The 24,323-nt window shown below is 60.9% G+C and carries 25 protein-coding genes, 1 tRNA gene and 3 pseudogenes; 20 read left to right on the forward strand and 9 right to left on the reverse strand.

All coding sequences use genetic code 11. The annotated features are described in order from the left end of the window. The first annotated feature begins 72 nt into the window (after positions 1 to 72). The 9 genes from ACN9MX_RS10925 (at position 73) to ACN9MX_RS10965 (ending at position 7,164) form a co-directional block, all read left to right on the forward strand. Positions 73 to 2,088 carry a M13 family metallopeptidase gene (locus tag ACN9MX_RS10925; RefSeq protein ID WP_426386982.1) on the forward strand — a complete coding sequence of 672 codons (2,016 nt, stop codon included), beginning with the start codon at positions 73 to 75 and terminating at the stop codon, positions 2,086 to 2,088. Between the two features lie 253 nt (positions 2,089 to 2,341). Further along, entirely contained in the window at positions 2,342 to 2,740 is a 399-nt protein-coding gene (locus ACN9MX_RS10930) for a DUF4168 domain-containing protein (protein WP_414714635.1), read from the forward strand. A gap of 135 nt (positions 2,741 to 2,875) precedes the next feature. Then, positions 2,876 to 4,165: an adenosylmethionine--8-amino-7-oxononanoate transaminase gene (locus ACN9MX_RS10935; RefSeq protein WP_426386983.1), complete on the forward strand. Its 1,290-nt coding sequence runs from the start codon at positions 2,876 to 2,878 to the stop codon at positions 4,163 to 4,165. Positions 4,166 to 4,224: 59 nt separating this feature from the next. Then, a complete protein-coding gene (infA, locus tag ACN9MX_RS10940; protein ID WP_003049127.1) occupies positions 4,225 to 4,443 on the forward strand; it encodes a translation initiation factor IF-1 in 219 nt (72 codons plus the stop codon). Between the two features lie 12 nt (positions 4,444 to 4,455). Then, positions 4,456 to 5,028: a Maf family protein gene (locus ACN9MX_RS10945; RefSeq protein ID WP_426386984.1), complete on the forward strand. Its 573-nt coding sequence runs from the start codon at positions 4,456 to 4,458 to the stop codon at positions 5,026 to 5,028. Positions 5,029 to 5,034: 6 nt separating this feature from the next. Continuing rightward, entirely contained in the window at positions 5,035 to 6,024 is a 990-nt protein-coding gene (locus ACN9MX_RS10950) for a ribonuclease (protein ID WP_363752767.1), read from the forward strand. Continuing rightward, on the forward strand, positions 6,014 to 6,208 hold the full coding sequence (locus ACN9MX_RS10955; RefSeq protein ID WP_133652449.1) for a DNA gyrase inhibitor YacG: 195 nt from the start codon (positions 6,014 to 6,016) through the stop codon (positions 6,206 to 6,208). Before ACN9MX_RS10950 ends, ACN9MX_RS10955 begins: the two co-directional genes overlap by 11 nt. 51 nt (positions 6,209 to 6,259) lie before the next feature. Next, positions 6,260 to 6,335, forward strand: a tRNA-Phe gene (locus ACN9MX_RS10960). Positions 6,336 to 6,744: 409 nt separating this feature from the next. Further along, a complete protein-coding gene (locus ACN9MX_RS10965; protein ID WP_426386985.1) occupies positions 6,745 to 7,164 on the forward strand; it encodes a hypothetical protein in 420 nt (139 codons plus the stop codon). A 420-nt stretch (positions 7,165 to 7,584) separates the two neighbouring features. Here ACN9MX_RS10965 and ACN9MX_RS10970 read toward each other — a convergent pair whose 3' ends face one another. Genes ACN9MX_RS10970 through ACN9MX_RS10980 form a run of 3 tightly spaced genes read right to left on the reverse strand, consistent with a single transcriptional unit; the run spans position 7,585 to position 8,388 of the window. After that, on the reverse strand, positions 7,585 to 7,713 hold the full coding sequence (locus tag ACN9MX_RS10970; protein WP_363737483.1) for a hypothetical protein: 129 nt from the start codon (positions 7,711 to 7,713) through the stop codon (positions 7,585 to 7,587). 23 nt (positions 7,714 to 7,736) lie between these two features. Then, on the reverse strand, positions 7,737 to 8,003 hold the full coding sequence (locus ACN9MX_RS10975; protein ID WP_426386986.1) for a hypothetical protein: 267 nt from the start codon (positions 8,001 to 8,003) through the stop codon (positions 7,737 to 7,739). Between the two features lie 31 nt (positions 8,004 to 8,034). Then, the gene (locus ACN9MX_RS10980) at positions 8,035 to 8,388 is read right to left on the reverse strand and encodes a hypothetical protein (RefSeq protein ID WP_426386987.1); all 354 of its coding nucleotides are present in this window, start codon (positions 8,386 to 8,388) and stop codon (positions 8,035 to 8,037) included. A gap of 298 nt (positions 8,389 to 8,686) precedes the next feature. Between ACN9MX_RS10980 and ACN9MX_RS10985 the strand changes: the two are divergent. From ACN9MX_RS10985 to ACN9MX_RS10995, 3 genes and pseudogenes are all read left to right on the forward strand, one after another. After that, a pseudogene (locus ACN9MX_RS10985) lies at positions 8,687 to 8,935 on the forward strand (transposase); the annotation flags it as partial. Between the two features lie 251 nt (positions 8,936 to 9,186). Continuing rightward, positions 9,187 to 10,515 carry an IS110 family transposase gene (locus ACN9MX_RS10990; protein ID WP_426386846.1) on the forward strand — a complete coding sequence of 443 codons (1,329 nt, stop codon included), beginning with the start codon at positions 9,187 to 9,189 and terminating at the stop codon, positions 10,513 to 10,515. 2 nt (positions 10,516 to 10,517) lie between these two features. Then, a pseudogene (locus ACN9MX_RS10995) lies at positions 10,518 to 11,003 on the forward strand (IS3 family transposase); the annotation flags it as partial. Here ACN9MX_RS10995 and ACN9MX_RS11000 read toward each other — a convergent pair. From ACN9MX_RS11000 to groL, 4 genes are all read right to left on the reverse strand, one after another. Next, positions 10,979 to 11,293 (reverse strand): hypothetical protein, encoded by a 315-nt coding sequence (locus ACN9MX_RS11000; protein ID WP_363737480.1) that lies wholly within the window; start codon positions 11,291 to 11,293, stop codon positions 10,979 to 10,981. The pseudogene ACN9MX_RS10995 and the gene ACN9MX_RS11000 sit on opposite strands and share 25 nt — an antisense overlap. A 91-nt stretch (positions 11,294 to 11,384) precedes the next feature. Continuing rightward, positions 11,385 to 11,630 carry a hypothetical protein gene (locus ACN9MX_RS11005; protein WP_426386989.1) on the reverse strand — a complete coding sequence of 82 codons (246 nt, stop codon included), beginning with the start codon at positions 11,628 to 11,630 and terminating at the stop codon, positions 11,385 to 11,387. 1,255 nt (positions 11,631 to 12,885) lie between these two features. Then, the gene (locus ACN9MX_RS11010; RefSeq protein WP_426386990.1) at positions 12,886 to 13,260 is read right to left on the reverse strand and encodes a hypothetical protein; all 375 of its coding nucleotides are present in this window, start codon (positions 13,258 to 13,260) and stop codon (positions 12,886 to 12,888) included. A 204-nt stretch (positions 13,261 to 13,464) separates the two neighbouring features. Further along, the gene (gene groL / locus ACN9MX_RS11015) at positions 13,465 to 15,090 is read right to left on the reverse strand and encodes a chaperonin GroEL (RefSeq protein ID WP_363737478.1); all 1,626 of its coding nucleotides are present in this window, start codon (positions 15,088 to 15,090) and stop codon (positions 13,465 to 13,467) included. A 400-nt stretch (positions 15,091 to 15,490) separates the two neighbouring features. Between groL and ACN9MX_RS11020 the strand changes: the two genes are divergently transcribed. From ACN9MX_RS11020 to ACN9MX_RS11050, 7 genes and pseudogenes are all read left to right on the forward strand, one after another. Further along, positions 15,491 to 15,709, forward strand: a complete 219-nt coding sequence (locus ACN9MX_RS11020) for a hypothetical protein (RefSeq protein WP_426386991.1) — start codon at positions 15,491 to 15,493, stop codon at positions 15,707 to 15,709. 315 nt (positions 15,710 to 16,024) lie between these two features. Next, entirely contained in the window at positions 16,025 to 16,180 is a 156-nt protein-coding gene (locus tag ACN9MX_RS11025) for a hypothetical protein (RefSeq protein ID WP_363737476.1), read from the forward strand. A gap of 277 nt (positions 16,181 to 16,457) precedes the next feature. After that, positions 16,458 to 16,574 (forward strand): annotated as a pseudogene (locus tag ACN9MX_RS11030) (cold-shock protein); the annotation flags it as partial. Positions 16,575 to 17,452: 878 nt separating this feature from the next. Continuing rightward, positions 17,453 to 17,704, forward strand: coding sequence for a helix-turn-helix domain-containing protein (locus ACN9MX_RS11035; protein WP_363737475.1), 252 nt, complete (start codon positions 17,453 to 17,455; stop codon positions 17,702 to 17,704). Next, positions 17,704 to 19,032 carry a type II toxin-antitoxin system HipA family toxin gene (locus ACN9MX_RS11040; RefSeq protein WP_426386992.1) on the forward strand — a complete coding sequence of 443 codons (1,329 nt, stop codon included), beginning with the start codon at positions 17,704 to 17,706 and terminating at the stop codon, positions 19,030 to 19,032. The genes ACN9MX_RS11035 and ACN9MX_RS11040 overlap by 1 nt, the downstream gene beginning before the upstream one ends. 113 nt (positions 19,033 to 19,145) lie before the next feature. Next, positions 19,146 to 19,559: an MbcA/ParS/Xre antitoxin family protein gene (locus ACN9MX_RS11045; protein ID WP_426386994.1), complete on the forward strand. Its 414-nt coding sequence runs from the start codon at positions 19,146 to 19,148 to the stop codon at positions 19,557 to 19,559. 47 nt (positions 19,560 to 19,606) lie between these two features. Then, a complete protein-coding gene (locus tag ACN9MX_RS11050) occupies positions 19,607 to 20,275 on the forward strand; it encodes an RES family NAD+ phosphorylase (RefSeq protein WP_426386995.1) in 669 nt (222 codons plus the stop codon). Between the two features lie 118 nt (positions 20,276 to 20,393). On the opposite strand, the gene ACN9MX_RS11055 is transcribed toward ACN9MX_RS11050, so the two are convergent. Continuing rightward, complete coding sequence (locus ACN9MX_RS11055; RefSeq protein WP_426386997.1) at positions 20,394 to 22,037, reverse strand: tannase/feruloyl esterase family alpha/beta hydrolase; 1,644 nt, start codon at positions 22,035 to 22,037, stop codon at positions 20,394 to 20,396. 292 nt (positions 22,038 to 22,329) lie between these two features. Here ACN9MX_RS11055 and ACN9MX_RS11060 point away from each other — a divergent pair, with 292 nt between their 5' ends. Continuing rightward, entirely contained in the window at positions 22,330 to 22,821 is a 492-nt protein-coding gene (locus tag ACN9MX_RS11060) for a DUF3237 family protein (RefSeq protein WP_363737471.1), read from the forward strand. Between the two features lie 114 nt (positions 22,822 to 22,935). Here ACN9MX_RS11060 and ACN9MX_RS11065 read toward each other — a convergent pair whose 3' ends face one another. Further along, positions 22,936 to 24,309: an APC family permease gene (locus tag ACN9MX_RS11065; RefSeq protein ID WP_363737470.1), complete on the reverse strand. Its 1,374-nt coding sequence runs from the start codon at positions 24,307 to 24,309 to the stop codon at positions 22,936 to 22,938. Positions 24,310 to 24,323 lie beyond the last annotated feature (14 nt).

A 24,323-nucleotide genomic window follows, 5' to 3' on the forward strand; every position in this document is an offset into this window, starting at 1 on the left:
CCCGGGCGTTCAACTCCCCGCCATCAGGGGGCGCCCGCAAGCGTCCCGGCCAGAAAGCAAGGGAAAGCTTTTATGCGATATCTTCTCCTCGGCGCGGCGGCAGTTGCGCTGGTGGGCGGCGCGTCCGTCGCCCAGACCGACCCCGCAGCAAAACCGACCTATGGCAGCTATGGCTTCGACAGTGCCGGCATGGACAAGTCGGTGAAGCCCGGCGACGATTTCTACGACTATGCCAACGGCACATGGGCGAAGAACACGCCCATCCCGGCGGACAAGTCCAATTACGGCGCCTTCAACACGCTGGACGACCTGTCGCGCGAGCGGACCAGAGGCATTCTCGAAGCTGCGCAGGCGGACCCCGGCAGCAAGATCGGCAATGCCTATGCCAGCTATCTCGACGCCGCGACCGTCGAAAAGAAGGGCCTGTTCCCCGTCCGGCCATGGATCGACAGGATCAGGGCGGTCAAGGACAAGGCAGCCTATGCCAGGCTCGCCGCCGAAGCCGCGCGCGCGGGGATTGACGGCCCCTTCGGCTTCTACGTCAACCAGGACGACAAGGATCCCGAAACCTACATCCTGGTCCTGCACCAGTCGGGCCTGGGCCTGCCTGACCGCGACTTCTACCTGGAACCCGACGCCAAGATGGCGGCGATCCGCACCGCCTATGTCGCGCATCTGGAAAAGATGCTGACCCTGGCCGGAGAAGCCGATGCCAAGGCCCGCGCCGCCGCGCTTATGGCCCTCGAAACCGAAATTGCCAGGGTCCACTGGACCCAGGTCGACAGCCGCGACGCCGACAAGACCTATAACAAGATGACCCTGGCGGAGCTGCAAAAGGCCGCGCCGGGCTTCGACTTCACCGCCTATTTCGCCGCCAACAAGCTCGCGCCCAAGGAATTGCTGGTGTCCCAGCCCAGCGCCGTCGCCGGCGAAGCCGCGCTGATCGCCAAGGCGCCGGTCGGCGTCCTCAGGGACGCGCTGCTGCTGCGCACGCTGCATGGCTATGCCGACCAGTTGCCCGACGCCATCGCCAATGAGAATTTCGCCTTTTACGGCACCACCCTGTCGGGCACGCCGGAACGCGAGGCCCGTTGGAAGCAGGCAGTCGACTTCCTCAAATCCTCCATGGGCGAGGAAGTGGGCAAGGTCTATGTCGCCAAATATTTCCCGCCCGAAACCAAGGCGGCGATGGACCAGCTCGTCCGGAACGTGATCGCCGCCATGGGCCGCCGCATCGACGGCCTCAGCTGGATGAGCGACGCCGCCAAGGCCCGCGCCCACAAGAAACTCGCCGCCTTCACGCCCAAGATCGGCTATCCGGACAAATGGCGCGATTATGCGGGCCTGACGATCAGGCGCGACGACCTGTTCGGCAATGCGCTGCGCTCCAACCAGTTCGAATTCGACTATCAGATGGGTAAGCTCGGCAAGCCCATCTATCGCTGGGAATGGGGCATGACCCCGATGGAGATCAACGCCTATGCCAATTTCGGCATGGTGGAGATCGTCTTCCCCGCCGCGATCCTGCAACCGCCCTTCTTCGATCCCCATGCCGACCCGGCGGTCAATTATGGCGGCATCGGCGCGGTGATCGGCCATGAACTCAGCCATCATTTCGACGATCAGGGCGCGAAATATGACGAGACGGGCAAGCTCAACCAGTGGTGGAGCGATCAGGACGTCGCCAATTTCAAGGCGCTGACCGACAAGCTGGTCAAGCAATATGATGCCTATGAACCCTTTCCCGGAGCACATGTGAAGGGCGCCTTCACGCTGGGAGAGAATATTGGCGACCTGGCCGGGGTCGCCGTGGCGCTCGATGCCTATCACGCCTCGCTGGGCGGCAAGCCCGCGCCGGTGATCGACGGCACGACCGGCGACGAACGCTTCTTCCTGGGCTGGGCGCAGGTCTGGCGCCGCAATTATCGCGAACCCAATCTGCGCCAGCGGCTCGTCACCGATCCGCATTCGCCGTCACAATATCGCGCCGACACGGTCCGCAATTTCGATCAATGGTATACGGCCTTCAAGCCGCAACCGGGCGGCAAGATCTATCTTGCGCCGCAAGATCGCGTGAAGATCTGGTAAGGACGGGAACAGGGGCCGGCGGATGATTCCGGCCCCGTTTTCGTTTTCCTGTCGTAACAAATATGCCGGGCGGTGAATCGTGACACATCGACGATTAACCGCGTTTTATTTGTTGACCGTCTCTTAAATGCAACAGTTTGTCGGATCGCCCTTTAATCCGGACAACCTCTTCCTCAGCTTGGCGTTCAAAGTCTGGCTAAGTTTGAGGAGAAGAAATTTGACGGATCTGAAATCGATCATTCTGAAGAGCGGCATGGCTTCGATCGCACTGGCCGTTGCGGGTCCGGCGCTGGCTCAGGATGCCGCTGCGCCTGCGGCTCCCGCCACGCCGGCAACCCCGGCTGCGCCAGCCGCAGGGTCAAGCAGTTTCAGCGATGCCGAAATCAAGCAGTTCGCCGCCGCGGCGGTCGAGGTGACGAAGATTCAGCAGGATACGTCCATCGCCGAAGCCGAAAAGCAGCCCAAGATGCTGGCCGCGCTCCAGGCATCGGGCATGCCGCCGGAAAAATTCAACCAGATCGGTCAGGCAGCCGCGGCTGACCCCGCGCTTCAGCAGAAGATCCAGGCTGCGGCTCCGGCACAGCCCGCCGCTCCGGCGGCGCCAGCGACGGACGCGGCTCCCGCCTCGCCTGCAGCGCCGCCGGCCCAGTAAGCGGGAAATTGCACGGGATGGAGGTCATCGGCCCCGCAGCATTTTCAGGCTGACCTGCGGGGCTGGCCAAACCAAAATGCCGCATCGGGAGACAGAGCCTTTTCGCCCAGCGCGAAAAGGCTCTAGACAGCGGCCATGACCTCCCCTGTCTGGCACCCCTTTTTCCAGCATGGCCTGAAAGAGCCGATCCCCCTCGTCCACCGGGCGGAGGGGGCCTTGCTGCATCTGGCCGATGGCCGCACGTTGATCGACTGCATATCCAGCTGGTGGGTGACGACGCACGGCCATTGCGATCCCCGCATCGCCGCGGCGATCGCTCAGCAGGCGGGGCGGCTCGACCAGCTTATCTTCGCCGGCTACACCCATGAACCGGCGGAAGAGGTGGCGCGCGGACTGGTCGAACTGGCGCCCAAGGCTGCCGGTCGCGATCCGCTCGCCCATGTCTTCTTCTCCGACAGTGGCTCGACCGCGGCCGAGGTGGCGCTGAAAATGGCGCTCGGCTACTGGCACAACCGCGCGCTGGACGGTCTTGCCGAGCCGCGCCACCGCATCCTCGTCCTCCAGCACAGCTATCATGGCGATACCATCGGCACCATGTCGGTGGGCGAACGCGGCGTCTATAACGCCGCCTGGTCGCCGCTGTTGTTCGATGTCGACACCATCCCCTTTCCCCATGAGGGCAAGGAACAGGCGACGCTCGACGCGCTGGAGGCCGCCTGCGCGCAGGGGCCAGCCGCCTTCATCGTCGAGCCCCTGGTCCTGGGCGCCGGGGGCATGCTGATCTACCCGGCCGCCGTCCTGCGCGACATGGCGGCGATCTGCGCCCGCCACGACGTCCTCTTCATCGCCGACGAGGTCATGACCGGCTGGGGCCGCACCGGCACCCTCTTCGCCTGCGAACAGGCCGGCGTGGTGCCCGACATCATGGCGGTGGCGAAGGGGATCACCGGCGGCGCAATCCCGCTCGCCGCTACCCTCGCCACACCGCGCATCTTCGACGCGCACAAGTCCACAGACCGCGCCCGCCTCTTCTATCATTCGAGCAGCTATACGGCCAATGCCATCGCCTGCGCCGCCGCCGCAGCCAATCTCGCCATCTGGCGGCAGGAGGATGTGCTGGGCCGCGTTGCAGCGCTCGGCCAGGGCATGGCACAGCGACTCGAAACGCTCGCCGCGCATCCCGCCTTCGCCCGACCGCGCCGCTTGGGCGCCATCGCCGCCATCGACCTGATCACACCGGACGCCGGCTATCTTTCCGACGTCGCCCCGCGGCTGCGCGCCTTTGCCCATGAAAACGGCCTCTTGCTGCGGCCGCTGGGAAACACCATCTATCTGATGCCGCCCTATTGCCTTGATGCAGATCAGCTCGATCACGTCTTTGCGGTGCTACAAAAAGCCGGTGAAAAGTTCGGGCGTTCCGCCTGACTTTCTTTTTCCGCATTTTGACGCTATGGCGACGCGATTTTTCGGCTTTCCAGGATATTATGGCAAAAGAAGAACTGCTTGAAATGCGCGGACAGGTTGTGGAGCTTCTCCCCAACGCCATGTTCCGCGTGCGGCTTGAAAATGATCACGAGATCCTCGGCCACACCGCCGGCAAGATGCGCAAGAACCGCATCCGCGTGCTGGTGGGCGACGAAGTGCTGGTCGAACTGACCCCCTACGACCTGACTAAGGGTCGGATCACCTACCGCTTCAAATAAGCCGCCCCACGCATGCGGCTCATCCTTGCTTCGGCTTCTCCTAGACGGTGTGAACTTCTGGGTCAGATCGGCGCGTCTCCGGACGCGGTGGACCCGGCTGACCTTGATGAAACGCCTCTGAAGGGCGAACTCCCCGCCGCCTACGCGGCCCGCGTCGCCGCTGAGAAGGGGGCGGTCGTGGCGCAGCGCCATCCCGGTGCGCTGGTCCTTTCAGGCGATACGGTAGTCGCCGCCGGGCGCCGCATCCTGCCCAAGACGGAAACGGAAACCGAAGCGCGCGCGTGCCTCCAACTCCTGTCCGGCCGCCGCCACCGCGTGTTCAGCGCGATCACCCTGATCGATGGGGAAGGGAAGGCGCGCCACCGCCTCTCGACCAACATCGTCACCTTCAAGCATCTCGATCGCGCCGAAATCGAAGCCTATATCGCCGCGCAGGAATGGCGCGGCAAGGCGGGCGGCTATGCGATACAGGGCCGCGCCGCCGGCCTCATCCGCGCCATACAAGGCAGCCACAGCGCCATCATGGGCCTGCCCCTTTACGAAACCTGCGCGCTGCTGAAGGCAGCGGGCTATCCACTGGATTAACCGCTTATGGCCGAATGGCTCTATGAAGAAGGCATTGGCGAGGCCCGCGCCGCGCTGATCGAAAAGGGCCAGCTCGTCGAAGCACAGATCGAGCGGGACAGCGACGCCGCACGCGCCGGCGCGATGATCCAGGGCAAGCTGGTCCGCACCGTCATCCCCAAGAAGCGCGGCATCGCCCGCCTGATCTCCGGCGAGGAAGTGCTGGTCGAACCCATTCCGCCCAAGATTGCAGAGGGCGCCACCGTGCTGCTGGAAATCCTGCGCGAGGCGATCCCGGAGGAAGGGCGCGCAAAGCTCGCCAAGGCCCGCATAGCCCAGCCCGGCTCGAAAGCGCACCCCGCCCCCAGCCTGCTCCAGCGCCTGCGCGCCACCGGCCTGCCCATCATTCCGTGCCCTGCGCATGAAGAGGACCGGCTGGAGGCCCATGGCTGGAGCGAATTGATGGAAGAGGCGATCTCCGGCGATATCGGCACGGAGGAAGCCGCCCTGCGCATCTTCCCCACGCCTGCGATGATCCTGATAGACGTCGACGGCTCCATGCCGCCTGCCAAGCTGGGCCCGAAGGGCGCGAAACTGGCCGCGCTGGCGATCCGCCGCCTGGGGCTGACCGGCTCGATCGGCATCGACCTGCCTACGATGAACAACAAGGACGAGCGCGCCGTCGCCTCGGCCCAGATCGACAAATATCTGCCGCTGCCCTTTGAGCGCACGGCGGTCAACGGCTTCGGCTTCGTCCAGGTCATCCGCCGGCGGGAGCGCATGAACCTCATGGAACTGCTCCGCGCCGATCCGGTCGAAACGGCGGCGCTGGCGCTGCTGCGCCGCGCCGAACGCCACGGCAATGGCGGTCCCGCGACGATCACGGCGGCACCTGCGATCATCGACCGGCTGCACAAGGCGACCGACTGGATCGAGACCCTCGCCCGCCGCCGCGGCGGCGCAATTGGCTTGAAGGCGGACGCGACGCTCGCCATATCGGCGGGCCATGTCTCCTAAAGCTTCCTCCTGCCCCGTCTGCGGCCAGCCCTCGGCTCTCGAAACCCGCCCTTTCTGCGGAAAGGCCTGCCGCGACCGCGATCTTTTGCAATGGCTGGGCGAGGGCTATCGCGTACCCGGCCGCCCGGTCGATGACGAGATGAAAAAAAGTGACGAGGATGGGGTAGACAGCACCCCGGCCTGATGCCTATAGGCACGCCTCACCAAAGGCCCGGTGATCCTCACCGGCCGCCATGCCCGGGTAGCTCAGTTGGTAGAGCATGCGACTGAAAATCGCAGTGTCGGCGGTTCGACTCCGTCCCCGGGCACCATTTGTTGTCATCCCGCTGAAATCGTTGAAAAATCGTTCAAAAGGCGGTCTTCTAACCCTCGCTCCCCCACAGTCCTGCTACACAGTCGAAGCGATAAGATGCAGGATGCCGCTTACAGAATGGAATGATCAACTGGAGGCGACGGTGCCGCCGCAGATGCTAACGCGATCAACGTCTGGCAAGCCATGATCGATGCGATCCTCAAGGAAGCCGGTAAAACAGGATGTAACGGATCGCGGCGGTGCCTACAGGCTTGGAATTATAGCCGAGCAGGATTCTCGTCTGCTCCGGACGAATAGATGCGCCCCGCCGGGAACGGCTGTGCTACAACGGGCTATCACCCTGATCCTTCCCAGGCATATCGTGACAGAGAGACCATCGTGCTCGCGCCTGCAAGCAGGAGATACCGATGCCCGCCGACAAAAACGCCCCCTCTTCTCCAGCGGAAGCGATCATGACCGTCCGCACGACGCGTAAAACGGTGACCTTCACCAAACCATTCCGGCTACCCGGATTCGAAGCCCCCTTGCCGGCGGGTCCCTACGAAGTGGAAACCACCGAAGAGATGTTGGAGGGCAATAACCATACGGGCTTTCATCGCACCGCTACGGGGCTGCGGATCCAAATGGGTTCTGCCATAGAGTATCACCCGATCGATCCCGCCGATCTCGCTGCTGCACTGGAAAGCGATCAAAAGGCTGCGCCACCGCGGGGGAGGCCGCCCGCCTCGGCCGCAGATCAGGCGAAGCCGGCCAGCGGTTCGCCGTCCGCTGCGGCGCGATGGGTGTCGCTTTGGGTGCGCAACGCGCCACCTGACGGTAAGAGGTAGGCGCAATGACCAACAGTTCAACAATGTGCAGACGAGAGGCGGCATACCATCGTCAGGTTGCCGCCGCTTCTCATCTTGAACAGGTACGCCGGGCTGCCCTGCGAGCCGCCAATGTTTGGGAGGCGCAGGCTGCCGAGGCTGAGGCGCGTGAGGCAGGGACGTCTGAAGCACTCAGCCCCGAAGATGCAGCGATTGCTCTGGAATTCCGCTTGGAAGAGGAGGAGGACGCTCGGAGCCGCGCTCGCGATGAGGAAGCATAGCTTCTCACCCCGGCCATGACGAGGAAAGAAGTTCTGACGAACAGTGAGGTAGAGCAATATGACATGTAGGCGACCGCACAGCATGGGCGGCCTGGCTGATCGGACCTGATGAACGAGTTGGCGGACGCTTTTGAAACACCCGCCGCCCCTCCTAGTGCAATCAGCTTTTCAGGGTAACGATGCCGAGCGCGCCGGGCTTCTGCGACGGGTTGGACGCATTCTGCTTTTTGGATTTCTCCGCCTTGGGTTTGCGAACTTCACGGTTGGATCTTTTCTGGCTTTTGGCCATGGTGTATTCCTTTGCATTGGACGTCAGATGTATGGGCTGTGCTGCTTCGCTCGTTCAGATGTGTTGGGGGCACCCGGTGGCGCATTGTTGCTGTTTCTCAAGGCCATGAGGTTGTCGAGCGCACCGTTCAATCGCTGCCTCTCAACCGTAGACAGCGCTTCTCCACGTGCCAGCGCATCGCGGGCAGCATAGAGGAGATCCTGAAGTTCCTGTAGCTTGTCGAGGTCACAGGTCAGTCCCGGCGTCAGCCGAAACTCGGCGTTCGCCAGTCCTTTTGGTGTAGCATCCATTTTTCTGCCAATCGCTGTAAATATGGGGGGCTCAATTATTCAGCAATATGATGGCTACTGTTCCTGCTATCACCATGAGGAGGCCGTTGAAAATGGCCGCACGCGTCGTGGTATCGTCACGAAATAGATCAGCGCACCACTGGATCTTAGTGAACCGGAGAGGCTTGGGTCTTAATGACATGGCAACGCCAATTGCCGTTCCACCCTCATTCTCCCAGCTGTCAATCGCCGACGTGAGCTGGCGTTTACGGTCACGCGAAATGGCAGCCGCGCTCCGCGAGCGTTCTCGCGCGGCTCCAAGGGCGAGCCACCGTCGCTCGGCATCAGCCTGCCTGCGGGCCTGGCGAAGTAATAATGATGGATTAGAGCTTTCAGATGCGGACATTGTGCACTCCTCGCCAAACGGGAGCGCCTGTGTCTCTCAGCCCCGGCCTGTCTGGATGAGTCGAACCGGGATGCCCTACAGTAGCACGTTGGGGTTGGGGACAAGAGCACTTTCTACTCAGCATTGAAGCGCTATCGGAACACCCCTTCCTCCTGCCATCACTGCGAAGATTGACGCCGCGCCTGCCATCGATCGAGAAGCTGGAGGGACGGAGTTACGGTGATGCCATGTAGAACGATTGAGTAGCCCCTAGATTTCTGGACGCCTTCGATCCTAATTTTGAGGACAGGAGGCGATGATGGGGAAGCCCAATTTCAGTGATGAGTTCAAGCGTGACGCGGTGGCCCAGATCACCGAGCGCGGGTATCTGGTAGCCGAGGTCTCGCAGCGGCTCGGCGTCAGTCAGCACTTGCTGTATGCATGGAAGCGGCAGCTGGCCCGGCAAGTGTCGGGCGATGCGGGCAAAGATGCCGAGATCCGCCAGTTGAAGCGCGAGTTGGCCCGGGTGACCGAGGAGCGCGACATTCTAAAAAACGGTCCCCGGCTGAGCCCGCCTGTGCAGGGTAGAAACGGGCCGTGCTATGGTGTTGGCTAGGAGGGTCGCGGCCGTTCGCTTATTGGAGGCATGATACCCCGTTAAAAAACGTGGCCCGTGGGCATTTGCGTACTTGAGAGTGGTGACGCCGTGCTGCGGCGATCCCGATTAGGAAGATGACGGTTGGCATAGCCCATACCCTCCGCTTTGAAGGAGGACATGGAATGACAGGAGCAAAATCCCCAGGTTCAGACGCTTTGTCCATGGTCAACCCTGGCGCCGCCGCCATCGATATCGGCTCGACCATGCACTTGGCGGCCATTAATCCGCAGGCGGACGACAATCCCGTGCGGGCATTTGGCACGTTCACCGGCGAGCTGCATGATATGGCCCGTTGGTTCAAGGCGAGTGGTGTCACCAGCGTGGCGATGGAATCCACCGGCGTTTACTGGATCCCGGCCTATGAAGTGCTGGAGGAGCACGGCTTTCACGTCATTCTCGTCAACGCCCGATACGCCAAGAACGTCCCGGGCCGAAAGACCGATGTCAGCGATGCGGCCTGGCTGCAACGCCTTCACAGCTATGGGCTATTGCGAGGGAGCTTCCGTCCTGAGGCGGGCGTGGCGACCATGCGTTCTTACCTCCGGCAGCGCGAGCGTCTGATCGAATATGCAGCGTCCCATATCCAGCACATGCAGAAGGCGCTGATGGAGATGAACGTGCAGCTTCATCACGTCGTTTCCGATATCACCGGGGTTACGGGCATGCGGATCATCAGGGCCATTGTGGCCGGCGAACGCACGCCCATCACGCTGGCGGAAATGCGCGACGTCCGTTGCCACGCGTCCGTGGAGACCATTTGCGCCGCCTTGTCGGGAAACTGGCGGGATGAGCACATCTTTGCACTCTGCCAGTCGCTGGCCTTGTACGACTTTTATCAGACCAAAATCCTCGAATGCGATCGTAAGCTAGAGGTCGCGCTCAAGGCGCTCGAAATCGACAAGGGGCACGATATCCGCCGCCTCCCCAAAGTCCGGACTAAAAGACGGCAGGTGAACGCGCCTGACTTCGAGGTCCGGTCCGCGCTTTATCGCGTGCTGGGCGTGGACCTGACACAGATCCATGGAATCGGACCGTCTCTGGCGCTCAAGCTCGTCGGCGAGTGCGGCACCGACCTTTCGGCTTGGCCCAGTTCAAAGCATTTTACGTCCTGGCTATGCCTGGCGCCGGGTAACAAGATATCGGGCGGCAAGCTGCTGTCATCAAAGACACGGCGATCGTCGAGCCGCGCGGCGGCACTTTTGCGCTTGGCTGCAACCACGATCGGCCGCAGCGACACCGCGCTGGGCGCGTTTTACCGGCGGTTATCTGCCCGAGCGGGAAAGGCGAAAGCCGTGACCGCAACGGCGCGAAAGATCGCTGTCCTTTTTTATAACAGCCTGCGCTTCGGGATGGCGTATCATGATCCCGGCGCCACCCAATATGAAGAGCGGTATCGCAGCCGGGTGATCGGCAACCTCCAGCGCCGCGCCAAGGCCTTTGGCTTCTCGCTTCAGGAACTGACACCGGAGCCTGATATGGCTGTTTCTTAGGAAGCCACCGCGTATTTCGCCAGGGATGCAAAGTGAGATACGCGTTTGTTGCCGAGCATCGTGACCAGTTCAAGGTTCGGTCGATGTATCGGTGCCTGCGCATCCAGCCCAGCGGTTTTTATGCCTGGCAGAAGAGCCCGCTGAGCCAGCGGGCTCGGGAAGATGCTCGGCAGACCGCGTTGATCCGGCGGGCCTGGAAGGACAGCGGCAAGGTCTATGGCTACCGCAAGCTGCATGACGATCTGCTGGATCACGGCGAGACCTGCTGCCCCAATCGCGTTGCCCGGTTGACCAGGCTGGCGGGCATCAAGGCGCAGATCGGCTACAAGCGCAGGCCCGGCAGCTATGGCGGCAAGCCGTCCCTGGCGATCGACAACACCCTCGATCGCCAGTTCGACGTGGGTGCACCAGACCGGGCCTGGGTGACAGACATCACCTACATTCGCACCCTGGAAGGCTTCGCTTATCTGGCCGTCGTAATCGACCTGTAGCTGTGGTCGCGGCTGGCATGACGAAGGCAAAGCGCCGCTACGAAAACGGCGAGAAAGCCATACCCATGTGCCAGTTGGGTGAGGCCATATGCAAGGAGCGCGGCACCCAGGGAGACGAACCCGTCACCTGTCCGGGACAGCTTGGCGGCGTTGGGCAGGTGGAAAGTAAGGAAGCCCAGCCCTATCCCGATGACGTAGCCCAGCCGATAGTCGATGTTGTGGCGTATCCATGCCGCGATGGCCTCGATCTTCGTCCCGCCTTCCAGATCCTCGAACTCACGTGCCACGAAGGATATGAAACGGTCGGATTGGCAGAAGCGGCTAGGCCAGAGAGTATGACACGCGCGGGAAGATCTGGGTGCGGGGAAATGGCCAGCTTTACCAGGGACATGGCTCCTCGTTCCACATCGAACGTTCCACGATATTCCGCCATAAAATCGCCTCGTGTGCAGGCCCAGGTTCTGCGGCCAATCCCGCCATCGCCCGGCACGGTTCGCAGCCGCTGACTGTGAGCAGGTCCTTCACCAAACGCTGTTCCGTCATCTGCGCGCCTTCGACCGCCAGAAGCACATCGGCCGTGTGCGGCATGTGATAGGCGAGCCTTGCTTCTACCTGCAGGCGCATTCGATATCCTGATCTGCCTGGCACAGCCTTGGCCCCGGCATCCAGACAGCATCGGAAACTGGCTACTGTTCCGACAATCCGCAGTGCTGGACGTTGGCTGAAAATAGCCGGAAGCGTTACCGGGGGCGGACGCCTGCGATGGCTTGCCTTCCTTCGCGGATCAACACGTCGATGATCTTTGCGTAGGCGCGGGCTTGCTCCTCATGCAGGTTCCTTTGACGGGGGCAACTGGCTAAAAGCGCTTCTTTCAGCGCCATCACTCTGCTGCGTTCCAACAAACGGGATCTTTCCATCCCTTATCTCCGGGAGCCGGAGGGCGGCAACTGGCGTGCAATATGAGAGGGCGATCGTCTTACACCGCCAAGGATCAGCTTGTGCTTCATGAGGATGCGCAATGACTCGGCATCGCGAGGGTCCAGCAGAACGACTCTTGAGCCCCCTGATAAAAGGGCTTCCACTGTAGAAACCCGGAACGAATGTTTTCTGCACAGATCCTCGACGGCGGTCGGGGTCTGATCGATATGGACAGCTCGGCTCATGCCCGATGTCCCAACGGTCCGGAAGGGAATAGCGTTGAAGCGCGCGCAACGGCTTGCGAACGCAGCAGCTCTTGCTGCTCACGTTTCAAACGAGCGTTAAGGTCTTTCACGATCTGCTCCTCGACTTGGCAAGCGGGAGCGCGATGGTCTCTCAGTCACGGCGGATGCCTGCATCAGTTTCCGCGCAATATGAATCTCATATCTGAATTTTGGTTGGGCGTCGCCTATAAATTTCGACCGCATCGTGGGGATTATCAGGATCGCAATCATTTTGATTTATGACATGATATTCCAACATTTTGGCTGATATTATTTTGGGTGACGTCTCCAGAACTGAAGATCACAAGTCTGAGATTGTAGCCTTATGGTTCACCCAACCGGTGTCCAGCGGAAACAGTTTGTTTGCTGAATGTCGGCCCCTCGGTGAACATGAGAAAAGCCCCGCGTCGTGTCGGCAACGCGGGGCCCTCCGCGAGCAAGGGTGCTCAGGCTCTCATTATAGGGCTGCTACCAGGTAGGGCCACGGCGCATTGTGAGTAGAATGGAAAAGGCGAGCTATCATGATGGTTTTCGTTTCTGAGATCATTCAAGCATTCGTCTTTTCAAAGTGACCAGAGTAACTTTTCCAGGCTTTTGGGAAGTATTGGATACATTCTGCTTTTTTGTGATGAGCTGCCTGTTGCCTGCACATGGCTGAACTGTTGAACATGGCTGGTCTAACTGCGGCGGTGGGAGGGTGTGTTACGGACCCACAAAGGCACCCAACGCCAATCTGCTGGCGGGGAATTATCCGAGCGCCGGGACTGCCGAGATAGCTGATCAGCTGAAATGAGCTTGTCTCGAGCCGCATCCTGATCTCGCTGCAATGCGGCCTCTAATTCCCGAGGATCGATCTGGTGATGCTCGATGGTCGCGCCTGTCCGGATACGCATGGCCGTCGCAATCCGACGGAAGCCTGTATGGGCTTGACCTTCCAGAACTTCTTCGTCCGTTTCCACCACATAGGTGCCCGCAGATAGAAGCTCCTCGAAACCCGTCAGGCGGAAAGGGGCCGAAAATGTCACGGGTTTCCGTGTCGAGCGGATGGTCATGACGGCTTCGCACCGGCGGAGCGGCTTCGGGTCAGATCGTCAGGCATAGGCTGCTCCCGGTTGCAGGCGGGAGCACGATGGTCTCTCTGTCACAACATGCCCGCGGCATGATCGGGGTGATGAGGAATTGTAACACGAAACGCCCGAGCACATGCATCAATTCGTCAGGCATGGTGAACGGTGAGCGATGAGCTTGAGAGGTCCTCAAAATCCCCCGCCGGAAGCTTTGATCTGCGGGCCGTCGCTATCGGGGACCCACTCGGCTACCGCCACTTCAGTCGTGATCAGCAACCCGGCGATGGAGGCCGCATCCTGCAAGGCGGTGCGGACTACCTTGGTCGGATCGATGACACCGGACTGGAAGAGGTTTTCATATTGCTCGCTCTGCGCGTTGAACCCCAGATTTTCGTCTCTCTCGTCCAACAAACGACCGGCAACCACGCCACCATCATAGCCCGCATTCTCCGCAATCTGGCGGAGCGGTGCCTGAAGCGCCCGGCGGACGATGTCGATGCCGCGCCGCTGGTCGTCCTTGACGGGATCAAGGCTATCCAGCGCCTTCGACGCATAAAGAAGCGCCGTGCCGCCGCCCGGCAGAATGCCTTCCTCCACCGCCGCCCGGGTCGCATGGAGAGCGTCCTCCACCCGATCCTTGCGTTCCTTGACCTCCAGTTCCGAAGATCCGCCGACCTTGATGACGGCTACGCCGCCGGATAGCTTGGCAAGACGTTCCTCGAGCTTCTCGCGATCATAGTCGCTGCTGCTGGCTTCGATCTGCCCCTGGAGCGACACGACGCGCGCCTTAATGGCTTCCGCGCTGCCCGCACCGTCGACAATCGTGCTGTTGTCTTTCGTGATCGTCACGCGCTTGGCGGTGCCCAGCCTGTCCAGCGTGACATCCTCCAATTTGATGCCAAGATCCTCCGTCACGACGTCGCTTGCCGTCAATATGGCGATATCCTCCAGCATCGCCTTGCGCCGGTCGCCAAAGCCCGGCGCCTTGACCGCGGCGACCTTCAGCCCGCCGCGCAGCTTGTTGACGACCAGCGTCGAGAGCGCATCCCCTTCAACATCCTCAGCGATGATGAGCAGCGAACGGTGCGCGTTGGCGACCGCTTCCAATAAGGGTAGCATGGCCTGCACATTGCCCATCTTCTTCTCGTGGATGAGGATGACCGGGTCCTCCAGTTCCACCGTCATCTTCTCGCTGTCAGTGACGAAATAGGGCGACAGATAGCCGCGATCGAACTGCATGCCCTCCACCACCTCCAGCTCGAATTCGACGCCCGCTCCCTCCTCGATCGTGATGACGCCTTCCTTGCCGACCTTCTCCATCGCCTCGGCGATCCGATTGCCCACCACCTCGTCGCCATTGGACGAAACGATGCCGACCTGGGCGATTTCCTGATTGTTCGATACCGGCTTGGACCGCGCTTTGAGTTCGGCGACGACGGCGGCAACGGCCATGTCGATGCCGCGTTTGAGGTCCATCGGATCGATGCCCGCCGATACCGACTTCATCCCTTCCCGAACGATCGCCTGCGCAAGGACGGTCGCCGTAGTGGTGCCGTCTCCGGCATGATCATGCGCTCTGGACGCCACGGCGCGGATCATCTGCGCGCCCATATTCTCGAACTTGTCCTTGAATTCCAATTCCTTTGCGACGGTGACGCCGTCTTTTGTGATCCGGGGCGCCCCAAAGCTCTTGTCAATGAGGACATTGCGCCCCTTGGGACCCAAGGTCACGCGCACGGCGTTGGCGAGAATATCGACGCCACGCGCAATGCCTTCGCGGGCCTCGTGCGCGAATTTCAGGTCCTTGGCAGTCATGGTTTGGGTCCGACTTTCCTGGCGCTGGTCCGCGACGGAATGTCGCTTTCACAAGCGGAAGCCAGCGCTACCAAATTGCGAACTGGCAGGCCTAAATATAGACCGCCGATGAATCTGATATGCGCCCTGCGGCAGCTAAAGACAAGCTGGACGCAATATGTCGGTACCGATCAGCGATCCCTTAGAACGGGTGAATCTGTTACAAGCCATGAGCAGAAACGTCGTGTCGCAGGTGGAACATCAGGGCACTTCACGTAAGGATATTTCTCTCGAATTTTTGGAGACACGGCAGTGTTGTATGATTGTCGATTAAGCCTATATGGAGGTCATCAAGTGCATACCAACGTAGGCGCTCTTGACTGAGAGACCATCGCGCTCCCGCTTACCAAGGGAGTTACACATGGATCTCAATCAGCTTTATTCCGAGCATCAGATTTTGCTCATACACGCCGCCGACGCGATCAGTGAGCCGGCACGCCGCAAGCATCTGGCCGCAGCGGGCATTATCGGCGGTCAGATCTTCGACGTGCTTTCCTCGAAAAACGCAGGTGCTTCGGTGGGTTGGCTGCCTTGGATGGATCAGTCTCTCCTAGCCGCAGACTTGGTGGGGTCGGCATGACAGCGGACGCGACAACACCGGCTCGCCCGCGAAGGCGAGCGTTTGTTAGCCGCGAGCCACGGATCTCTCCAGACCAGGCGAGACGGCAGGGGTTGATCACCCATCTTGCATTCGTGCTTCTGGGGCAGGAGGAAGCAATCCGCTTTCTAAACACCCACAATGCCTCGTTGGGTGCCCGGCCCCTCGATTTGGCGATCGCCGATCCAGCGGGATATTCAAGGGTGGAAAATGCGGTCCAGCTCCTTGCCCGACCCGCAGCCGGCGGTCGGCAGTAATCGTGCTCGTCAACCCGTGCTCACCAGGATTGGACAGAAGATGACAGTTGTCCCGGCGGACGAAGCGGAAGTCATGGCTCGCCATGGCATCATCAAGGTGCCGGCATATCGCTACCATTATCGTGACTGGCGATATTCGACCTTGAACGATGCGCTTGCTCAAGCCAAGCGCGATGAGGCGGCGCGCTCGAAGTGAGCAGCGCGCTGCGGCATTTGGTCGTGGCACAGATGCGATCGTGCGAAATCTAAGGTAAACTGAAGACGTAGTTACCGGCAGATGGAAAAGTATTCGATCGATCGCCCCCGATCGGTTTTTCCATTTCTGTCAATTTGTGCTATTGACGCCTCGCTGAACGTCGCGCTTCGACGGATATCGGGCCGCTTCGGCTCTCTCTTGTCCCACATTTGCCTCTTGAAGCCGGGATGCCCGCATTGTCGCGTGCGCCCCTAAAACTTGGACAAGGGGCTCCAATATGATCATCGGAACAGTCAAATTCTTCAATGCCGACAAAGGCTATGGCTTCATCGCGCCGGAAAGCGGCGGCGGGGACGCCTTCGTGCACATAACCGCGGTTGAACGTGCGGGCATGCCGGTTTCGATGTGGAAGAGGTGAGCATCCCAGCCTTGGCCGGTGAAGAACATGTAATTCACACGATCTGGCTTGCATCCAAGGGCGCTTGATGTCGGCGGCTAATGATAAGCCGGCGAGACCCCGGCCAATCCACTAGGCGCTCTCTCGCTGCCGGGTGAGCAGTGAGATCGAAGCCGCGACTGCAGCGTGTACAACGCATGGACTCGGTTGCTTAACGGTCACATCGATTCTTCTCGGCATCTGAACGATGGACGCTGAGCGGCGTTATAGCCTTTATGGCTCCCCCTCCGATTGAACAAGCCGCCAATGCCCTCGTCGCTGAGGTTCAAAGGCAATCCGCAACCCGTCTGGCGTTCTATGATCCTGAAGGCGACTTTCATTTGAGCGCTACAGAGTTGGTCCGATCCGTCGTCATCTCCTTGCGAGATCCTTCTCAACAGATGATAGAGGCAGCTATCTACGAGGAGAGTACCGACCCGCGCGCGACGGCAAAACATGTTTGGCAGACCATGATTGACGTCATGCTGGAGGAAGGGTGACAGTCTGACCTCGCAAAATCGTCGAGTGCGGCGCGGCTGCTTCCTCGGCGATAGGATTGGCAGCTTTGCCGAGCCTCTCGCTGCCGACCCGCCCCGGCCAGGGCCGATCATTCCATTTTCTCGCGCTGTCAGGTGCGCAATTTGCTGAGCGATGGTTCCGGTTTATTGAAAGGACGAGTGACTGAGCTATTTAGCTTCTATGGTGCTGAAAACAAAAGATTCGCCAAGTGTGCATGTAGATTATGCAGATTAAGGCATAAAGAGAATTTATGCTCAAAACAGCATATTGCGAAATTATGTGATTTGAGACATGGCGCTGGCCAAGGAGATTGGCTTATGGCTCATATTGCGCGATCGCCCAAGCAACTTGGCGCCGCCATCCAGCGTGTGCGCAAGCAGAAAGGCATGAGCCAGACGGAACTGGCCCGCTTGGCAGGCCTGCGGCAGGAACTGGTCTCCAAGATCGAGACCGGACAAGAAGGCACCCGGTTATCCTCGATTTATGCGTTGTTTGCCGCTCTCGGCCTGGAGATGGTCATCGATCAGAGGTCCGGCAAATCGGTGCCTGATATTGAGGACATCTTCTGATGGGCCGGCGCAGAGCGCACCCCCCGCTTAACATATTCATCAACAACCGTTTGGCTGGGCGCCTTCTCAAGCAGGCCGGCGGCGCCATCGAATTTCGCTACGACCAAAGCTGGCTTCCCTGGGAGCACGCATTTCCAATCTCCCTTTCGTTGCCCCTGCGCGAATCGCAATTCACCGGCGAACCGGTGGTCGCCGTCTTCGACAATCTGCTGCCGGATAATGCCGCCGTGCGTCGCCGGGTTGCCGAACGAACCGGGGCCCAGGGCAGCGATGCCTACAGTTTGCTGGAGCGTATCGGGCGGGATTGCGTGGGCGCCATGCAATTCCTGCCGGATGATGCAGCTTTCGACGGCATCCAGCCGGTGGATGGGGAGCCCATCAGCGACGCCGAGATCGAGCAGATGCTCGCGAATCTAGCTCAGGCGCCACTCGGCATCGACATGGATCATGAGTTCCGGATTTCGGTTGCCGGAGCACAGGAAAAGACCGCCCTCCTTTTCCATGACGGCCAGTGGCTGAGACCGCTTGGAACCACCCCCACGACCCACATCCTCAAGCCGCAGCTCGGTGAGATTCCGACGGCCTTCGGGATGATCGACATGGCCGACAGCGTCGAGAATGAACATTATTGCCTCAGGCTGCTGGAAGGCTTTGGCCTGCCCATCGCAAAAACCGAGATCGCGACATTCGGCGCGCGCAAGGTGCTGGCGGTCGAGCGATTTGATCGTCGCTGGAGGAGCCCGACCGAACTGCTTCGATTGCCCCAGGAGGATTTCTGTCAGGCCTTGGGCGTCCCTTCTGCCCAAAAATATCAGAGCCACGGCGGCCCTGGCGCCGTCGCAATTCTCAAGCTGCTCGGGAGCAGCGACAACCCCCTGGAGGATCAGGCCGCCTTCCTGAAAAGCCAGATCATATTCTGGCTTATCGGTGCGGCGGACGGTCACGCCAAGAATTTCAGCATCTTTCTTCGCCCCGGCGGGCGTTTCGGGATGACGCCATTCTACGATGTCCTCACCGCTCAACCTGCGTTCGACGCGCGGCAGATCCCGAACAACAAGTACAAGCTCGCAATGTCGGCGGGCAACAGCCGCAAATATCAAATTCTGAACCTTGGCGGACGGCATTTCGTGGAGACCGCGAAGGAGGCCGGATTGGGCCCTACCCTCATCGACAAGGTGCTTCGGGACGTCATTCAAATGGCCGAAAAAGCCCCCGAGCAGGCGTTGTCCATGATGCCCGATGGGCTTGTCATCGCCACACACACTAGCATCATGAACGCCATGGAAGTCAGGCTCAGGTCATTGGAGCTTGGCCTAGCAGAGATTTGAACCGCGTTTCGCGGGCTTCCTGTATATCGCCACGAGCGGCAGATTGGATTTATCGCAACCCACCCGCGAGCCATGAATTGCCATTTGGCAGCTTATCATATATTTTGTTCTATATGGCTATATTGCAACCCATTGAGACTGCTCCCGCTCCCTTCCGGCAGGAACCTGTCACTCAGGAAGAAGGTCGAGCGATGTTTCGCGCCGCCCTCAACCTGTTCGCCAAATGGGGCGTCACCGATGAGCAGGCTGCCGTTCTTACCGACATGCCCGTGCGCAGCTTTCGTCGCTGGAAGGCGGAGGGGCCGGGGCGCATTTCGCGCGATGGGCTTGCCCGTCTATCCAACCTCATGGGCATCCATAAGGCGCTCCGGATCATCTTTCAGGAGCCGCAGCGGGGCTATGACTGGATCAAGGCGTCCAATGCGGCCTTCGAGGGCGCGAGTGCGCTGGCGGTCATGCTGGGCGGCGAACTGACGGACTTGATGCGTGTGCGGCGCTATCTTGATGCGGAACGCGGCGGCTGGTGACCCTGGCTGACGAACCGCCAATTTGCAGAGTAGAATGGGACGGCGCAGTGCGGATCATCCGCAGCGTCTACCCGCCCATCGACCTGTTCGAGGATATCGCCGATCCGGCAGATTGGCCCTTGTTGCTGTCGGCCGAGCAGAAGACCAACCCGCGCATCAGGGCATCGATCGGGAATATCGACCTTGTGCCTCCCAAGCGACGGGTGGGTGGCAACGGCGCTTCCTATCTGATGGCGTCCTTCACCCATGTCAGTGTCGACCGTCCCAGCCGTTTTTCCGACGGGAGCTATGGCGTCCTCTACGTCGCTGATGGCTATGAGACTGCCCTATTCGAGACGATCCATCATCATGCCCGGTTCATGGCGCGCACGGCTGAAGCGCCCGGTTGGACCTCCCAGTTTCGGGAAATCATCCTGACAGTCCGCGCCGACCTTCATGATCTGCGCGGCCAGGAAGATCCGTTGGCCGCTTGCCTCGATCCGGATGATTATGCAGCGGCCCAGTTGTTGGGCTCTGCCCTACGCAAGGCTGGTTCTGACGGGATAGCCTATCCGAGCGTGCGGCAAGCTGGGGGAGAATGTGTCGCGCTCCTCTACCCCGACTGTGCCTCCAGCCCTGTCCAGGGCAGGCATCTCGACTATCATTGGGATGGCGAACGGGTTGATCTGGTGAGGGATGCCGGGAGCGGCGCAGTTTTCCGGGTGGTGGAAGAATGACAAAGGGATCGTTTGCACCATGACGTTCTCTGCTGAAGGTCGTCACGAGCGCGCAGCTGAGGCGCTGAACAGTCATCCCGACTATCGGGTCCTGCGCCACCGGAATGGTGCTGCGGGCTCAATCGCAATCGAAGCTCTCCGCCCGCGCAGGGTCGCCGCCACGATAGCGCGCCACCTTGGGCCAGGGGCAGAGCGGGCGGCTGACCCCCGGCAGCGTCTTGCCGGTTGCGACGATCCGGTCCGGCGCGATTCCCTGCTCGACCCAGGCCTGGATGGCGGTCAACGGATCGAAATCGTCCGTCGCCCGCCCGCCTTCGCAGTGCATCATCCCCGGCACCAGGAACAGGCGCGCCCAATCCTGGGTCTTACCGCCGGTATCATGCGCCAGGCGGTCGTACCATGAGGTGATTTCGAAGGCCGACAGGCTGTAATCGCTGGTCCCATGATAGATGATCAGCTTCGATCTCGACGCGAAGCTGTTGAGAAAGCTTCCCTCCGCGTCGATGACCCCGGCCGTGCTGACCAGGCTGGCGAAAACATCCGGAAAGCGTATGTCGAGTGCATCGAGTCCGGGATTGGGCGGGGTCAACGCGAAATAGCGCATCGTATCCATGAACAGTGACGGCGCCCTGGTGTCGGCCGCCGCGGCACCCGCCCAGAAGGCGGGCGTCGAATCATAGGGCAGCGGCTTGTAATAGGGCTTGCCCTGGGCATCTACTGGTCCGGTGACGATCCGCTTCAGCGTATCGACCTGAGCCCTGGAAAGGCAGGTGGCGGTTTTCGGGCCCTTGCATTGCAGCACTGCCGGGTCGAACTTGCAGGCCGCAATGTCCTGGATCAGCCCGTCGGCAAGACCATCCAGCGCGTCGCAGCGCTTCACCGCACCATCGGCCACCAGTTTCAAGTCCACCTTGGTGAATGCGCCCACGCCAGGCCTGGAGATGCGGCTGAGCTGAGCGGTGGTCCATGACAGGCGCGGCGCGATGCGCGTCAGATTGAACGCGGCATTACCCGCCACCACGCCGTCGAAATAGTCGGGGAAGCGCTGCGTCACCAGCATCGCCTGCCGTCCGCCATTGGAACAGCCGATGAAATAGGATTTGGCGGCAGGCTTGCCGTAATGCGCGGCAACGATGCGCTTTGCTGCGATCGCGACCTTGTCGAGCGCCACATAGCCATAGTCGATCCGCGCCTGCTGATCGATCGCCCAGCTGCCATCGGTCGATTCATTGCCGGGGCTGATATGCCCGCCATTGGTCCGCACCACGGCAAAGCCGCGTTCAAGCGCCGTTGGCGACAGGCGGCTGAACAGCGATCCATAGGCCGGCCAGTCGACGCCATCCATGTTGCCGCCGCCCTCGAACAGGAAACGGCCATTCCAAGCCGCCGGCATGCGCAATTCGAACCGGATCGCATAGGTTCGGCCGTCGACGCCCCGGCGATCGCCAAAGGAGGCGCGGATCAGGCAATGCGCCGGCATTTTCCGTCCCTGATCCTCACCGTAGAATGCCGCCGCCGGACCGGCAGCAACCTCTCGCGCCTCCAGCACATGCAGGTCGCCGTCGGCCATTTGCTTCAGCCTGTCACACGCGGTCGCCGGGGGAGATGGGGTCGCCTGGGCCGATGCCGGGCCGGTCCCGGCAAGAAACAGCGCCAGCGCCGATGCCATCGTCCCGCCGGCCCAAAGGCCGACGGCCGACCGGGCGCCTGCTGGAGAAGCCAGCCCGCCGCGCGCCGATCCCATTTGAAGAAAAGACGTCATCCAAACCCCCAAGGCTGGCAAGCCGGCCGCTTGCAGCGGTTTATGGAACCACCCGGGCACGGTCACGGGCGCAAGTCATCATCATTTTGTTGACGCGTCAATAATATCATCTGGATTTTCCGCTGAAAATGGCCAATATCGAGCCGTAAGAAAACCTTCGCTCACAGAATCTCCTCCATATATTCTTGTCGAGTAATCATGGCTCTTCTGATTATCTCGACATCTTCGACGAAAGCAGGGCGCCGGACAGCTGCCTTGGTTACCCCGTTCCCACCCTCTCAACGGAGGCCCCATGATTGAACCCGCCACCATCGAACGATTCGCGCCGCGTTTCGAATATGCGTTCAGCATCGCATTGACGCTGACGCCGGTCCGCTGGGTCAGCCCATCAACCATGGGCGCTACACGCGGCGCCGTCTATGCGGCGCAGGGCAGCATCGAAGGGCCTGCGCTCAATGGTCGCGTGGTGCCGATGAGCGGCGGTGACTGGCCCCTTGTGCGTCCGGACGGCGTGATCGATTTCGATGCCCGTTACCTTCTGGAACTGGACGATGGCACGCTGATCTACATGCAGAATTCCGGCTATCGTTGGGCATCGACCCCGGAGATCGGGGAGCGCATGGCACGGAATGAGCCTGTCGATCCCGATTCATACTATATGCGCGTCACGCCGAAGTTCGATGTGCCGGCGGGACCACATGACTGGCTCGCGCGGCATGTTTTCGTGGGTGTGGCGGAAAAGACGCCTGGAGCGAACCGGATCCATTATTTCAAGCTGCTGTGAATGCCCGACGGGCGGGAAGCCGTGGCTGCGCGAATGAGGACAAGGGGCGGAACCAGGATCCGGGCGGGATGGAAGGGGCCGACCCGGATCGCCCCCTTTCATCCCGCCTGCCCCCTAAACGTTCAATTCCATAGTGGCGGCGCCCGGTCTGTAACAGAGCCAGACAAAAACCAGCCCCAGTGCGAAGCTGCCTATTCCGATCACATTGGTCCACAGGTCGAAGGTCGTCACCGCATAGAGCCCCAGGCCGATCAACGCCACGCTGCTCGCGGCCGGGAACAGGCAAAGGGTCAGCCACTTGCCGATCGAGACCTTGTAGCTATCCCTGAAGACCCAGGCCGCGCCAAGACCCGCAAGCCCGAAATAATAATCCACCTGAAAGCCCAGCGCCCGCACCGACGCGAACAACAGCAACTGCACGCTCGGCATCAGGGCTGATGTCCATATCAGGATCAGGCCCAGGACGATCATGGCGTATATGGCGTGCGATGGCGATAAGGTACGATCATCCACCGTTCCGAAGATGCGGGGCATCGATCCATCGCGTCCCATCGCGAACAGCGTCCGCGAGAACATCAGCATGGTCGCCTCGATCGCCGCGATGCTCGACAATATGACCGCGGCCGACGCCAGCAATCCGCCTGCATAGGAAAGCCCGGCGCGGTACGCGATATTGAATATCAGATTGTCCGTGAGATTGGCCGCGTCCTGAACCGGGAACATCATCAACGCCACGGCGGCGAAGCTGGTGTAGAGCAGGATGGTGATCAGAATGCTGAGGAGGCCGCCCAGGCCGGCCTTGCGCCCCCCGCCGACCGTTTCCTCGCCCAGGTTGGAGGTGACGTCCCAGCCCCAGTAGAAATAGACCGCGATCAGGGCCGTAGCCGCAAAGCCATCCAGGGTCAGGCCGCTGCCAAACCATCGTTTTCCGAACGCCTCGACGCTCCCGGCCTCATGGATATGCATCAGCGCCGCGCCGAGAATGACGACGAGGATCAGCAGTTGCGCCAAGGTGATCATCGTCTGCGCCCGGCTGGTCACCGTGATACCGGCGACGACTATCGCGGATACCGCCGCGAACCAGAAGCTGGCGACGATCGACGTGGTGACGACGTGTCCCACCTGGCTGGGGGCTATGATGTTGAGGGTCGCGGTTGCGATCGGCACCGTGCCGCTGACCACGAACAGCAGCGTCGCTATGAGCAGCGACCAGCCAGAGAAGAATCCCAGGAATTTACCGAAGATCGCGGACGTCCATTGATAGGAGGCGCCCGCATTCGCATCGCGTTCTCCCAGCGCCTGATAGGCCTTCGCTATGCCGAGCATCGGAACGGCGAAGATGAGGAGGGAAACCGGTGCGAAGACCCCGGCGGCGCCGATCAGCGCCGCGGTGCCCATTGCTATGGACGATGCGGGCGCACTGCCCGCGACGCCCATCATCATCGACCCGATGAAGGAGACGGAATTGTCCTTGAGATGATCGTTCACCGAGATCCCTCTCG

The organism is Sphingobium sp. R-21, assembly GCF_049913335.1.
Lineage (GTDB): Bacteria > Pseudomonadota > Alphaproteobacteria > Sphingomonadales > Sphingomonadaceae > Sphingobium.

Bases quoted from the DNA above. Each gene is read 5' to 3' on its own strand.
- ACN9MX_RS10925 (WP_426386982.1), top strand. From the start codon at position 73: ATGCGATATCTTCTCCTCGGCGCGGCGGCAGTTGCGCTGGTGGGCGGC.
- ACN9MX_RS10930 (WP_414714635.1), top strand. From the start codon at position 2,342: ATGGCTTCGATCGCACTGGCCGTTGCGGGTCCGGCGCTGGCTCAGGAT.
- ACN9MX_RS10935 (WP_426386983.1), top strand. From the start codon at position 2,876: ATGACCTCCCCTGTCTGGCACCCCTTTTTCCAGCATGGCCTGAAAGAG.
- infA (WP_003049127.1), top strand. From the start codon at position 4,225: ATGGCAAAAGAAGAACTGCTTGAAATGCGCGGACAGGTTGTGGAGCTT.
- ACN9MX_RS10945 (WP_426386984.1), top strand. From the start codon at position 4,456: ATGCGGCTCATCCTTGCTTCGGCTTCTCCTAGACGGTGTGAACTTCTG.
- ACN9MX_RS10950 (WP_363752767.1), top strand. From the start codon at position 5,035: ATGGCCGAATGGCTCTATGAAGAAGGCATTGGCGAGGCCCGCGCCGCG.
- ACN9MX_RS10955 (WP_133652449.1), top strand. From the start codon at position 6,014: ATGTCTCCTAAAGCTTCCTCCTGCCCCGTCTGCGGCCAGCCCTCGGCT.
- ACN9MX_RS10965 (WP_426386985.1), top strand. From the start codon at position 6,745: ATGCCCGCCGACAAAAACGCCCCCTCTTCTCCAGCGGAAGCGATCATG.
- ACN9MX_RS10970 (WP_363737483.1), bottom strand. From the start codon at position 7,713: ATGGCCAAAAGCCAGAAAAGATCCAACCGTGAAGTTCGCAAACCCAAG.
- ACN9MX_RS10975 (WP_426386986.1), bottom strand. From the start codon at position 8,003: ATGGATGCTACACCAAAAGGACTGGCGAACGCCGAGTTTCGGCTGACG.
- ACN9MX_RS10980 (WP_426386987.1), bottom strand. From the start codon at position 8,388: ATGTCCGCATCTGAAAGCTCTAATCCATCATTATTACTTCGCCAGGCC.
- ACN9MX_RS10990 (WP_426386846.1), top strand. From the start codon at position 9,187: ATGGTCAACCCTGGCGCCGCCGCCATCGATATCGGCTCGACCATGCAC.
- ACN9MX_RS11005 (WP_426386989.1), bottom strand. From the start codon at position 11,630: ATGCGCCTGCAGGTAGAAGCAAGGCTCGCCTATCACATGCCGCACACG.
- ACN9MX_RS11010 (WP_426386990.1), bottom strand. From the start codon at position 13,260: ATGACCATCCGCTCGACACGGAAACCCGTGACATTTTCGGCCCCTTTC.
- groL (WP_363737478.1), bottom strand. From the start codon at position 15,090: ATGACTGCCAAGGACCTGAAATTCGCGCACGAGGCCCGCGAAGGCATT.
- ACN9MX_RS11020 (WP_426386991.1), top strand. From the start codon at position 15,491: ATGGATCTCAATCAGCTTTATTCCGAGCATCAGATTTTGCTCATACAC.
- ACN9MX_RS11025 (WP_363737476.1), top strand. From the start codon at position 16,025: ATGACAGTTGTCCCGGCGGACGAAGCGGAAGTCATGGCTCGCCATGGC.
- ACN9MX_RS11035 (WP_363737475.1), top strand. From the start codon at position 17,453: ATGGCTCATATTGCGCGATCGCCCAAGCAACTTGGCGCCGCCATCCAG.
- ACN9MX_RS11040 (WP_426386992.1), top strand. From the start codon at position 17,704: ATGGGCCGGCGCAGAGCGCACCCCCCGCTTAACATATTCATCAACAAC.
- ACN9MX_RS11045 (WP_426386994.1), top strand. From the start codon at position 19,146: ATGGCTATATTGCAACCCATTGAGACTGCTCCCGCTCCCTTCCGGCAG.
- ACN9MX_RS11055 (WP_426386997.1), bottom strand. From the start codon at position 22,037: ATGACGTCTTTTCTTCAAATGGGATCGGCGCGCGGCGGGCTGGCTTCT.
- ACN9MX_RS11060 (WP_363737471.1), top strand. From the start codon at position 22,330: ATGATTGAACCCGCCACCATCGAACGATTCGCGCCGCGTTTCGAATAT.